Source organism: Flavobacterium sp. (assembly GCF_004295795.1).
GTDB lineage: Bacteria > Bacteroidota > Bacteroidia > Flavobacteriales > Flavobacteriaceae > Flavobacterium.
Genome location: NZ_SEBR01000001.1, coordinates 74392 through 86704, shown reverse-complemented (window position 1 = coordinate 86704; position 12313 = coordinate 74392). Strand labels below are relative to the sequence as shown.

General features: G+C 47.8%; 12 protein-coding genes and 1 tRNA gene. 5 read left to right on the top strand and 8 right to left on the bottom strand.

Features of this window, described 5'->3' with window-relative positions; all coding sequences use genetic code 11:
- Positions 1-2 precede the first annotated feature (2 nt).
- Positions 3-1490: a DNA polymerase Y family protein gene (locus EOO49_RS00360; RefSeq protein WP_290841888.1), complete on the bottom strand. Its 1488-nt coding sequence runs from the start codon at positions 1488-1490 to the stop codon at positions 3-5.
- Positions 1490-2227: a hypothetical protein gene (locus EOO49_RS00355; protein WP_290841887.1), complete on the bottom strand. Its 738-nt coding sequence runs from the start codon at positions 2225-2227 to the stop codon at positions 1490-1492. Before EOO49_RS00355 ends, EOO49_RS00360 begins: the two co-directional genes overlap by 1 nt.
- Positions 2228-2294: 67 nt before the next feature.
- Between EOO49_RS00355 and EOO49_RS00350 the strand changes: the two genes are divergently transcribed.
- On the top strand, positions 2295-3101 hold the full coding sequence (locus tag EOO49_RS00350; protein WP_290841886.1) for a LexA family transcriptional regulator: 807 nt from the start codon (positions 2295-2297) through the stop codon (positions 3099-3101).
- Positions 3102-3107: 6 nt separating this feature from the next.
- On the opposite strand, the gene EOO49_RS00345 is transcribed toward EOO49_RS00350, so the two are convergent.
- The 3 genes from EOO49_RS00345 to EOO49_RS00335 all read right to left on the bottom strand — a co-directional run bounded on the left by EOO49_RS00345 (position 3108) and on the right by EOO49_RS00335 (position 5378).
- On the bottom strand, positions 3108-3866 hold the full coding sequence (locus tag EOO49_RS00345; protein WP_290841885.1) for a UDP-2,3-diacylglucosamine diphosphatase: 759 nt from the start codon (positions 3864-3866) through the stop codon (positions 3108-3110).
- 4 nt (positions 3867-3870) lie between these two features.
- The gene (locus EOO49_RS00340; protein WP_290841884.1) at positions 3871-4320 is read right to left on the bottom strand and encodes a 6-carboxytetrahydropterin synthase; all 450 of its coding nucleotides are present in this window, start codon (positions 4318-4320) and stop codon (positions 3871-3873) included.
- Between the two features lie 296 nt (positions 4321-4616).
- Positions 4617-5378, bottom strand: coding sequence for an enoyl-CoA hydratase/isomerase family protein (locus EOO49_RS00335; RefSeq protein ID WP_290841883.1), 762 nt, complete (start codon positions 5376-5378; stop codon positions 4617-4619).
- 82 nt (positions 5379-5460) lie between these two features.
- Here EOO49_RS00335 and EOO49_RS00330 point away from each other — a divergent pair.
- From EOO49_RS00330 to EOO49_RS00315, 4 genes are all read left to right on the top strand, one after another.
- Positions 5461-5537 (top strand) — tRNA-Ala (locus tag EOO49_RS00330).
- A 141-nt stretch (positions 5538-5678) separates the two neighbouring features.
- Positions 5679-7052: an aspartate kinase gene (locus tag EOO49_RS00325; RefSeq protein WP_290841882.1), complete on the top strand. Its 1374-nt coding sequence runs from the start codon at positions 5679-5681 to the stop codon at positions 7050-7052.
- 67 nt (positions 7053-7119) lie between these two features.
- Positions 7120-8091, top strand: a complete 972-nt coding sequence (locus EOO49_RS00320) for an alpha/beta hydrolase (protein ID WP_290841881.1) — start codon at positions 7120-7122, stop codon at positions 8089-8091.
- Between the two features lie 129 nt (positions 8092-8220).
- The gene (locus tag EOO49_RS00315; RefSeq protein ID WP_290841880.1) at positions 8221-9213 is read left to right on the top strand and encodes a TlpA disulfide reductase family protein; all 993 of its coding nucleotides are present in this window, start codon (positions 8221-8223) and stop codon (positions 9211-9213) included.
- A 14-nt stretch (positions 9214-9227) separates the two neighbouring features.
- Here the strand turns inward: EOO49_RS00315 and EOO49_RS00310 are convergent, their stop codons facing one another.
- From EOO49_RS00310 to EOO49_RS00300, 3 genes are all read right to left on the bottom strand, one after another.
- Entirely contained in the window at positions 9228-10115 is an 888-nt protein-coding gene (locus EOO49_RS00310) for a carbohydrate kinase (RefSeq protein ID WP_290841879.1), read from the bottom strand.
- A gap of 116 nt (positions 10116-10231) precedes the next feature.
- The gene (locus EOO49_RS00305) at positions 10232-11614 is read right to left on the bottom strand and encodes an MFS transporter (protein ID WP_290841878.1); all 1383 of its coding nucleotides are present in this window, start codon (positions 11612-11614) and stop codon (positions 10232-10234) included.
- A gap of 11 nt (positions 11615-11625) precedes the next feature.
- The gene (locus EOO49_RS00300) at positions 11626-12303 is read right to left on the bottom strand and encodes a bifunctional 4-hydroxy-2-oxoglutarate aldolase/2-dehydro-3-deoxy-phosphogluconate aldolase (protein WP_290841877.1); all 678 of its coding nucleotides are present in this window, start codon (positions 12301-12303) and stop codon (positions 11626-11628) included.
- Between the last annotated feature and the right edge of the window lie 10 nt (positions 12304-12313).

Here is a 12313-nt window from a genome sequence, read left to right as displayed (position 1 = left end):
TCTCAGGCGTAAAATCCGTGTAAAAACCACTTTGGATTGTCGTTGTAAGGACCAAGCCTGAACAACCAAAACCGCTCCCCGTTTTCATCTTCCACACAATAATAATCGCGGAATCGTCCGTCTTCGATCCACCATTCCTGTTCTATCCTTTCAGGTCCGTCAGCCTTAGAAATCTCGTGCCTTGCGCCTTTGTACAAAAAGCGGATCGGCGGATAATCTGGTAACAAAAAAGTGACCTCGATAACTTCGGGTTTCATCAACAAATGCACCGGACGCGGCAAATCTACACGCCACGAAGTCGTCGGCTTTTCGTATAATGAAACCGCTTCCTGAATCGATCGTTCGGGCCAATAATGTTCAGATGGCAAATAGCGCTTAATGCAATCCGGACGCATTTTGGCAGCCAGACGATCGAGCAGTTCGGCCACTTTTACGCCATTTTCTCCCGATTTATCCCACATTGCACTTTGTTCGTGGATCAAATCTTCGACTTTTGGCGCTTCCAACACAAAAAGCTCGAATCCCAATTCCGGTTCAAATGTCCCAATTTTGTGCTCGAACAATTTGAACAGATGCGACACATTTCTCGAAGCATGTCCGGTTCCGATCTCGATTTTCTGTACATCGCCGTCTATTCTGTAACACGTGAAAATCCCGGTTCTCAGCCCAATTCCTTCTTTCTCGAAACGCTTACACAACAATTGGAGCAACTCGTTCAGCGCGATTTCGATTCCCGTTGCGGTACAGACGGGTTCGAGACTGGGCAGGCGTTCCTGATAAGGTTCGATAGGTTTTATAGGTTGCACCATTTCGATTTCGTGTCCTAAAGCCTGGGCGATGCGATGCGGCAGAATTTCCCCAAAACGCCTTCGCAAAGCCGACCTTGGCATTCCTATGAAACTTCCGACGGTTTTCAAACCCAGCTTATTGAGTTTGGCCAAAACCGCAGCTTCGAGTCGCAAAGCCGATGGCGGCAAATTGACCAAAGCCTGATATTCGTTTCCGGATTTTACTACGGTTTCACTCCCGAAACGCGCCGTTGCCCAAGCTGCGCCAATCGTGTCGGCAATTGCCGCTCGCACTTCGTATCCGTAAGCACCGAGTCTGGCTCGGATGCTTTCCAGGTATTTTTCCTCTCCGCCCCAAAGATGGGAACAACCCGACGTATCCAAAATTAGCGCATCCGGAAAGTCAAATGCCGCGAATGGCGTGTATCCGATGCACCATTCGGCCAATGCTTTCAACAGTTTTTCGGATCTTTCGGGTTCGGTTTCCAGTACGATCAGATCCGGAAAAATCGCTTTGCAATCGGCTACGACCATTCCTGGAAAAATTCCTTTCTTTTCAGCCAACGGATTCACTGATTTCACCACCATTCGTCCGTGTTCTGGGGTTGCCAGCACAAAGGCCACGCCTCTGTATTCCGATTTTTTTCGGGACACATAATCCGTAAGCAAATACGGAAACCATATGGATGCGAACCTTGCCATTATCCAACCTGTAAGGCTTCGACATTTTTTTCCAACCGACGGTTTGCCATGGACATGAAACGATTCCCGAACCAACCGATTTGCCAAGAACCTGGAAGTCCGTTTCTCACTTTCACCAATTCTACGTTCCATACGGCGTGACCGACTCCAGGCAAATCGTGTTCGGAATAACTTTCAACCGGACGGACTTTCCAGCGCGTCGTGCAAGCCACACTGTTCTCTGTTTTTGGATTTTGCCTGTGGATAAAACCTGTAACGCCGCTTTTTTCGACAGCCAATTGCAAACGCCTCGATTCTGTGAAACCCAATTCCTTGAGTTCTCCTACAACGGCCGTCAAGGCATCGCATCTCAAAGCTTCCTCGATTGCCCAAAGCAGCTCGTTTTGCTTGTGCAGATCGACGAAAATCACGTTCTCGGGCTGCATTCCGAAAAGTTTCAAGGCCAGCGGAAAAATCCTGCGGTTGCGACCGATCCACAGGCAAATCCCGTCTTTATTGAGGAATGTAGACGCAAGAGCAGCGACAAAACCGTTCGTGCAAGCGGCATGTGAAGCCTCATGACTCAAGAATTCGTGCACCGTTCCTACCGGGAAAACACGATCGGGAAAAGCGCTTTCGAATGGAGCGAAACCCGTTCGGTGAATGCTGCCCAAAGGTCTGCCCAAGCCTTGAAGTGCGTCGATTTCTTTCTGCATCTTCCTCACTATCTCCAATTTTTCGACTTTGCTCGCCATCATCCGTCTACATTTTTATATATTTGTTCCTAATTCAAACAAAAAACTGTTCTCAATAATAACAATTCGAATGGAAAATCAAAAACTTTTTTGGGGAATTAACATTAGATTTTTACGCAACAGAATGAAATTCAGTCAAGAAGATCTTTCGCTGAAATTGAACATTTCGAGATCGAAACTCGCAGGACACGAAAGCGGAAAGACGACAAATCCACCCGTTGAAGACTTATATCGCTTCTCGGAATTCTTCAAAATGAGCATTGATACCTTATTAAAAGTCGATCTTTCGAAAATCGGGGAACTCAAATTGCGCGATCTCGAAGCCGGAAACGACATTTATATTTCGGGTGGAAACATTCGCGTCCTGGCCATTACGGTCGACAAGAACAACAAGGAAAACATGGAATATGTGCCGATAAAGGCCAAAGCAGGTTATCGCGCCGGATTTCACGATCCCGAATTTTTGGCGACTTTGCCCAAATTCCATCTGCCGAATCTGCCCAAAAGTGGTACTTTCCGGATGTTCCCGACCGTTGGCGACAGCATGCTCCCGATTCCCGAAAACAGCGATATCATTTGCCGATATGTCGAGAATTGGAGCGATCTCAAGAGCAAAACCTTGTGTATCGTGATCCTTAAAAACGAACAGGAATTCGTGTTCAAGCAAGTGCGTTTTCTGGACAGGAATTTCCTGTTGGAATCCTTGAATCCGATTTACGAACCTTATGAAGTCACGGTTGATGAAGTACTCGAAATTTGGAAATTCCACAGTTTTCACAGCTCGAATTTACCTGAAAATACTGGTGAATTGGGCGATCTGTATAAAATGATGCAGGAAATGAAAGCCGACATCAAGTCATTGAAATCGAAAAATTGACGGGTTTCACTTTTCGTATTTGAGCAGTTCGAATGAAGTGCCGTCGAAAACACCATAAGTGAAATAAGTGATCCAATCGCCGAGGTTTACGTAAGAAGAATGTTCTCCAACCTTGATGTTCATAGGCAAGTGCCGATGTCCAAAAATGAGAAAATCGTAGTGTTTCGACTCGAGTTTGCGTTTGGAATATTGGATGAGCCATTCTTTGTCCTCGCCCAAAAACTTCACATCGGAATCACCGGAGATAAGCTTGTTCTTGACCGATAGATATTGCGCCAAACCGACGCCCAAATCAGGATGCAACCAACGGAAAAGCCATTTTGAAAACGGATTCGTGAATACCTTTTTCATGCGTTTGTAACCTTTGTCGCCCGGACCTTTTCCGTCGCCGTGACCAATCAGGAAGTGCTTTTCGTTGAAGGTAAATTCCTTGTTGTCGTGAAAAACCGGAATGTTGAGTTCTTTCTCGAAATAGTCGTTCATCCACAAATCGTGGTTTCCTACGAAAAAGTAGATCGGGATTCCCGAATCGCGGATTTCGGCGAGTTTTCCCAGAACGCGAACGAAACCTTTTGGGACAACGCGTTTGTATTCGAACCAAAAGTCGAAAAGATCGCCCAAAATGAAGATTGCGGCCGCGTCTTGCTTGACTTCATCGAGCCAGGCCACGAATTTTTTCTCGCGCGGCAAACTCGCTTCCATGGTTGGCGCGCCCAAATGCTGATCGCTGGCGAAATAGACTTTTTTGTCGTGAGGTAATTGCATGCTATTAATTGTCGCTGGCGTACCATTCTGCGTAGGAAGTTTCGGTTTCCTGAAGTCGCAGCGAATAGAGTTTGATGTTTTCGGGCAAACGCGATTTGATTTTTGATGCGAAGTCGATGACCATATTTTCGCTTGTAGGCTGATAATCGACGAGAATCACGTGATGGCCGCGCTGTTTGAGTTCGTGGGCGAGTTCGACGTGTGGTGTCGTGCCGTTGAAAACCGTGGCATGGTCAAAAATGTCGACGATTTCTTCGCGAACGATGCGTTTCAGGTCGCTGAAATCGATCACCATCCCGAATTTGACATTATTCCTGTCCTGAATGGGCTGGCCGATGACCGTAACCGAGAGCTTGTAACTGTGGCCGTGCACGTTTTTGCACTTGCCGTCGTATCCGTAAAGTGCGTGCCCGGTTTCGAAACTGAATTGCTTGGTGATTCGGATGTTGGCCATTTCGTTTTATTTGGTGCAAAGGTAAGGGAAGTTTAGGATTTATTTATGCAGCGTTTTCCACAGCAAGTTCCCGGATTGGAAGTCACAGACTTCCTCACACACCGTGCGGAGTTAAAAACTCCGCACCACCCAAACCCACCAAAACCTAGCCCCGATGCAAGTGGTTAGCCTTTCGCCCAAAACGCGATTTTTTGCCGCGGTTCAAGAGCGCCCAAAGGAAGCTCCTTGAACCGCCTGCAAAAAACAAGTTTTGGACGAAAGCTAAAAACGGGCAGCGGGATCGAGCTCCTGAAAATCTACTTCTTCTTGAACTGGCTCAGCGCATTTTTGGTAAAATCAGAAAGCACCAACTGGCCCGAAATCGCCGCACGCTCGTACAACAAAGTCGCCCAATGATCCGTGTCGTGCCAAAACGCTTTCTTCATTTGGGCAAGCGCCTCAGGATTGTAAGTCGCCAGATTTTTCGCGAAACTTTCGAGCGCATCGTCAAGCACATCGGTGTTTTTGTACACGTTTTCATACAAACCTTTGTCTTTCGCCCAATATGCACTTTTCCAGTCGGTTGGGCAAAGCGTCAACTCAGAAAGTCCCGACAGGCCAATCTTTCGTTCGACGGCTGGCGCAATCACGAAAGGCCCGATCCCGATCGCGATTTCCGACAACTTGACTTGCGCGTGCTCGGTGGCCAAAACATGGTCGCAAGCCGCCGCCAATCCTACGCCGCCTCCAACTGTCTTGCCTTGGACGCGACCCAAAATGATCTTCGAACAGCGTCTCATGGCGTTGATCACGTTGGCGAAACCCGAGAAAAAGCGCGTGCCTTCCTCGAGATTCGAAACGGCCAAAAGTTCGTCGAACGAAGCGCCGGCGCAAAACGGTCCGTCGCCTTCGCTTTTGAGGACAATTACCGAAGTATCGACGTCGTTGCTGAGTTCATCGAACGCGTCCGTAAGCTTTTGCAACAAATCGGCAGGAAAAGAATTTCCCGACGGATGGCCGAAAGTCACGGTGGTGACGCGATTATTTTTGTCAATAGTGAGCGTGCCTGGAGAAGTCATAATCGTATTTTGGTTTAAAATTACGGTTTTTGGAAAAACTGTTTTGTGATTTTGGCGAAAAGACTATCTTTGCCGTCGCTTTGGGGATGTAGCTCAGTTGGCTAGAGCGTTTGGCTGGCAGCCAAAAGGTCGTGGGTTCGAGCCCCATCTTCTCCACCAAAGTAAAGTAAACCCTTTAAGTCGAACGATTTAGAGGGTTTTTTGTTTTTGCGGATTCGGTGCGCGTCAAAATCGAGTTTTGGCACACGGAATTTCAACAACCTCACGCTAGCAAATATTGAAACCTAACGGCAACACAACATGTTAACAGTAGAAAAAATAGGCGGCACGTCGATGAGCGCGCTGCAGGAAGTCGTCGATAATATCATTTTTTTTGAACGCGAAGGCGATGCGCTTTACAATCGGGTTTTTGTCGTGTCGGCTTTTTCGGGCGTTACCAATATTTTGCTTGAAAACAAGAAGACGAAAGCACCTGGCGTTTACCATCTTTTTGCCGCCGGCGAGCCTTATCAGTCGGCTTTGAACGACGTGACTTCGCAACTCAAGGAACTCAATAAGAAGTATGAGCCGCTTGGTTTAGATGTTTCCGATGCCGATTCCATGATAGAATCGCACATGGCCAAAGCACTTACATATCTCGAAAGTGCCGCGACCATGCTTGCATCGGGCTATTTAAACGAAGGCGTGCTTTTGGCGGCTCGCGAGATTTTGGCTTCGATCGGCGAAACACATTCTGCTTACGTTTTGACGAGTATTCTGAAATCTAAGAACGTAAATGCCGAATTGCTCGACCTCGCAGGCTTCGACGATTCACGCGCCATGACCATAAACGAGCGCATCGAAGATTCGTTCAACGCGATAGATCTCGCGGGTTGCGTTTGCATCGTCACCGGATATGCCAAAGGAACCGAAGGCATCATGCGCGAATTCGACCGTGGCTATTCTGAAGTGACTTTCAGTAAAATCGCCGAAATCCTAAAACCTCAGGAAGCGATCATCCACAAGGAATACCATTTGTCTACGGCCGATCCGGGACTTGTCGGGATCGAGAATGTGAGTCCGGTTGGCGCGACCAATTACGATATCGCCGACCAATTGGCCGACGTAGGAATGGAAGCGATCCATCCGAAAGCCGCCAAACCACTTGAAATGGCCGGCGTTCACCTTCGCATAAAAAACACGTTCGAACCGGCGCATCCGGGCACTTTGATCACACGCGAATACATATCGGAACAAAAACGCGTCGAGGTCATCACCGGAACAGATAAGCAATTGCTGATCGACATTTACGATCCATTGATGATCGGAAACGTAGGAAGTGACCTGAAAATCATGCAGTTGTTCTTCAACCACCAAGTCAGTTACACGTTCAAAACCACGAGCGCCAACAGCATTTCGATCATCATTTGGGAAGACGATTACAAGTCGGCTCTCGTCGACGACCTCAAGATGCATTTCGAAAGAGTGACCCACGAACCTGTCGCTATGGTTTGTTTGCTTGGAACGAACATGGATCAACCGGGATTGTTGGCTCGTGCCACGACTGCTTTGGCCGAAACCGACATCAACATCATCGCCGCGGGAATCGCCAGCGGACGCGTGAACATCCAATTTGTAGTAGCAAGAAACCAGTTCAAGGCGGCGATTGTGGCTTTGAATAAAGAGGTCGGATAATCGGATTAGAGCCTTTTTCGTGACTAAAATGGTGTGGATTTTGGCGTATTTTTCATAACTTCCTGATATGAAACGATATGCAAAAATCAAACTACTTGCACTTTTATCCGGTTTCCTGTTTCACGCAAATTGCCTCGCCCAGACAGGAAAAGTAAAATCCAATGGGATTGAAATCTCCTACGAAAGTCTTGGATCCGAAAAAATGCAGACCATATTGCTGATTTCCGGAACAGGCGCGCAGTTGACGATGTGGCCGGACGAATTCTGCAAAAAACTTTCCTCGAAAGGCTATCGCGTGATAAGGTTCGACAACAGAGACGTCGGACTTTCCACAAAATTCGACAGCGCCGGATTGCCGAATTGGGAAGCGATAGGAAAAGCGTTATCTCAAAAACAACAACCTCCGCTGGCTTACACGCTTGATGACATGGCCAAAGACGCCGTCGGATTGCTCGATGCGCTCAAGATAAAAAAAGCGCACATCGTGGGTGCATCAATGGGCGGAATGATTGCGCAACGCCTCGCCTACAATCATCCAGATCACGTGCTTTCTTTGGTTAGCATCATGGCGGGCGGCGGCAATGCTACGTTTCCGCTCGTGGCAAAACCCGATGCCATCAAAGAAATTCCCGAAATCGCCCCGAATTCCGACAAGGAAACTTTTATGCAACGCGAAATCAAAAGTCGGAGTGTTTTGGCCGGGAACACTTTCAAACCTGACCAAAATCTGCTCAGAACGCAGGTTCAAAAAGACTTTGACCGATCGTTTTATCCGCCAGGATTTTACCGTCAGGGCGCGGCTTCGACAGTTGGTTTTTACGCCGGACGACAAGCCGAACTCAAAGCGATAAAAGTGCCGACTTTGGTTATTCACGGAAGCGAAGATCCGCTGGTGACGGTCGATGCCGGAAAAGACGTCGCCAATCTGATCCCGAATGCCAGTTTCGTTTTGCTTGACGGAATGGGTCACGATTTACCTCAAAAGTTGTTCGACAACATTATCGATTTGATTGCCGAGAACGCGGAAAGAGCCAAGTAGCCCACAATTTGTTTGTTTGTTTCCGATAAATTCAATTTGATAGAATTCACTCGCCAATTCCAACCGTTCACTAAAGTTGGATTTTAGCCGCAATTCTCGCGCCTTACTTTCGCGGACAAACTGCAACAAATGAAAAAAATACTGTCCGCATTGCTGATTTCCTCGGGATTGTTCGCCCAAAACGTAAAATTTTCCGCCGAAATCCAAAATCGAAATTCCGATTCGATCGTGATCAGCAACAAAACTTTTCACAAGACGATGCGTTCGAAAAACGGGAATTTCTCGGCCGAATTCGAAGTGGCGAAAGGCATTTACCAATATTTTGACGGAGCCGAATTTGCCTTTGTCTATCTCGAGCCCAATTTCGATTTCAAGCTGATAGCCGATGCAAAGCAATTTCACGAGTCGCTCGATTTTACGGGAATCGGATCGCACGAAAACAAGTTCCTCGCTAAAAAATGGCGTTCGGACGAAGCGACCAAAGCGGGCTTTCGGGAAAAAATTCCAACGAAAGACGAACTTTCAAGAGCGCTCGAAAAAAGACTGTCAGACGTAAAAATCGCATTATCAGATGGGAATTACGACAAGGACTTCGTTAGTTTGATGTTGTCGGAATACGAAATAGAGAACGTCCGGATTATCTCGCAATTCAATTCGGCTTTGGAAAAAATGTCCGAAAAGGAAAAAATGAATGGCAAAACCGCACCCGACTTTGAGTTCGAAAATCAAAAAGGAGTAAAAATCAAACTGTCGTCCTTTCGCGGAAAATATGTCTACATCGACGTTTGGGCGACTTGGTGCGCGCCCTGCCGAACCGAAATTCCACACCTCAAAAAACTAGAGGAAAAGTTCAAAAACCACAAAATCGCGTTTGTAAGTATTTCGGTCGACGCCGAAAAAGACCGCGCGAAATGGAGAAAATTCACCTCTGAAAAACAACTTGGCGGCACGCAACTTTTCGCCCACCAAAGTTTCAATTCGGCTTGGATAAAAACCCTCAAAATCGACGCCATTCCGCGCTTCATCCTAATTTCTCCCGATGGAAAAATCGTCGATGTCGAGGCCGATCGTCCGTCTTCTGAAGATTTGATCCCGAGGTTGAAAGCGTTGTTGGAACAATGATTCAATAAGACAATTCAGTTTCCTTGAGCCACCAATTTCTTTACCTCATCCAGCGAAACCGCAGCGATCGCGCCCGATGTCGCCGCGACCAAAGCGCCCATCGCACAAGCATAATCAAGAGCGGTCTGCGGATTTTCGGAGTCCAGAAATGCCAACAAAGTGGCCAGAAAAGAATCGCCTGAACCAACCGTGTCGACGACTTTTACCGAATAGCCGGGATTTTCGTAAAGCTGTCCGTCGAAGAGCAACATGGCGCCGTTTTTCCCGCGAGTCACGCAGATTTTCTGACAACCGGATCTTTGTGAAAGAAATCTCAAATTCGCTTTGACATCATGATCGGGCGAGCCAAAATACGAGCAGATTTCGGTCAACTCTTCGTCGTTACATTTCGTGAAATGAACTTTTTCGATTATCCCGCCAACCCAGTCGAGATCGTAATGCGGCTTTCGCAGATTAACGTCGAACACTGAAAAATTGGCGGATTGTAAGCAAATGTGAAGTGCGTTTCTCGTAGTTTGATGTCTCGCGGCCAAGCTTCCGAAGACGAGAACATCAGCCGAAAAAAGCAAGTCCAGATGTTTTTCGGTAACGGAAATGAAATCCCAGGCGCGCGGAAATTCGATGTCATAAGTGGCCGAGCCGTTTTCGTCGAGATGAACGGTAACTTCGCCTGTCGCAAATTCGGGATCGCGTTGCACGAATTCGATAGAAAGCGACTGATTTTCCATATACGAAACCAAATCCGAACCCAATTTGTCCCGACCGACGCGACTGATCATTTCGACGTTTTTTCCCAAAGCGTGCAAACGCAAGGCGACATTCAAAGGCGCGCCGCCAATAATGGCTTTGTGTGGGAAAACGTCCCACAAAACTTCTCCGAAACAAACGAAATTGTTTGGCATACTTTGGAAATTTATGTCCGGAAGTTACGATTTTCGAGCTTTTGTGTAATGCGATCTGGAATGAATTCCGATACCGAACTTTCTGCCATTATCGCTTTCAGTTCAGATTTGCAAAACTACAAATCCCGAATCGGGCTATACTTCGGAACCAGCATTTTCATCAAGCTCCAAGCCACCAAATAAGCCACGGCACAAATGCTGAACATGATCGTGTAACCGGTTTCGACAGATCCTATGTTTTTGTAGTGATCGAACAGCGCGCCTCCAGTTTTGGAGACGATCACGCCGCCCATTCCGCCAGCCATTCCGCCGATTCCTACGACCGATCCGATTGCTTTTCTGGGAAACATATCGCTTACGGTCGTCAAGACGTTCGCGCTCCAAGCTTGATGCGCCGCGGCTCCGATTCCTATGAACACGATCGGAAACCAATACGAGATGCCGCCCAAAGGTTGAGCCGCGAGAATCGCCAACGGGAAAATCGCGATCAGCAACATGGCTTTCATGCGGCCGTTGTATGGATTGTGGCCTTTTCCGATAAAGAACATCGGAAGCCAGCCGCCCGAAATCGATCCTATCATCGAGAATGTGTAAACCGTAGCCAGCGGGATCATGACAGCTTCGCCAGTAATGTTATATTGCGCTTTGAGATATGCCGGAAGCCAAAACAGGAAGAACCAGAAAACGCCGTCCGTCATGAATTTCCCTACCGTGAACGCCCAGGTTTGGCGATAGGTCAGGAGTTTGAACCACGACACTTTTTCTTCGGCCGCGACCGGTTCGGTTTGAGGTAAAATCCGGTCTTCGTCCTTGTCAGAATTGATGTAGGCGAATTCCGCTTCGGATAATTTCGGTTGGTTTTCGGGCTTTTCGTACAATATCAGCCAAAACGCCAACCAGACGAATCCGGCAATTCCGACGATAATGAAAGCCAATTCCCAACCCCAATTCTTGTAAATCCACGGAATTGTCAGCGGCGCCAGAATCGCTCCGACATTTGCTCCCGAATTGAAAATTCCCGTAGCAAGCGAACGTTCCTTTTTGGGAAAATATTCGGCGACGGCCTTGATCGCCGCCGGAAAATTGCCCGCTTCCCCAAAAGCCAAAAGCGCCCGGCTCACGATAAATCCGGTGACGGAAACCGAAAGCACGGAAATTCCGACCCAACCCAAAATACCCGAGAAAAACTCGCCAATCGGAATCGAAAAAGCGTGCACCATCGCGGCCAAAGACCAAATGATGATCGACCAACCGTAACCCCATTTCGTGTCGAGCTTGTCCACGATTCTTCCCGCGAAAAGCATGCTCAAAGCGTAGGCGAATTGGAAAACGGCAGTGATGTTTGCGTAATCTGAATTGCTCCACTTGAAAATGTCCTCGAGATACGGTTGCAACAAGCTAAGAACCTGTCTGTCAAGATAATTGATCGTCGTGGCCGCGAAAAGTAAGGCAACAATGCTCCAGCGATAGTTGCCCACCGATTTTTTTTGATTGGTCATGTAAGTAGAAATTAGTTCGCCTGACGAAATTGCTTGGCGAAATCCAGAGCGTATTTGAAATTTTGCGTGATCGCGTTGAAATCGTAAGTGCCGTCGGCTTTTTGGACAAACGCTTTTGTTCCCATTCCGACACAAAAAGCTCCGGCCGAAAACCATTCCTTGAGGTTGTTTTCCTCAGGTTCGACGCCGCCCGAGGGCATGATGTTCGTCCAAGGCATCGGGCCTTTTACGGCTTTGATGAAATCGGGTCCGCCTACGCCTGGTGCCGGAAACATCTTGACGACCTCGGCTCCGAATTCTTCGGCGACAGAAATTTCGGAAACAGATCCGCAACCTGGCAGCCATGCGATTTTTCGTCTGTTGCAGATTTTGGCCATTTCGGGATTCATGATCGGGGAAACCACGAAGTTCGCTCCGTTTTGGATGAAAACCGCGGTCGTTGCCTCATCTACGACAGATCCGACGCCCAAAATCAGGTAAGGCAATTCGGACTTGGCAAACTCGACGAGCTTCCGGAAAACACGGTGCGCGCCGTCGCCCCTATTCGTGAATTCGAAAACACGTGCGCCAGCTTCATAACAAGCGCGCAAAACCTGCTTGGAAACTTCGAAATCTCCGTGATAAAACACAGGAACTACGGGCGTTCGCTGCAATTGGTTGTAAACTTCTAATCGTTTGAAATGTGCCATAGTTTTGTGT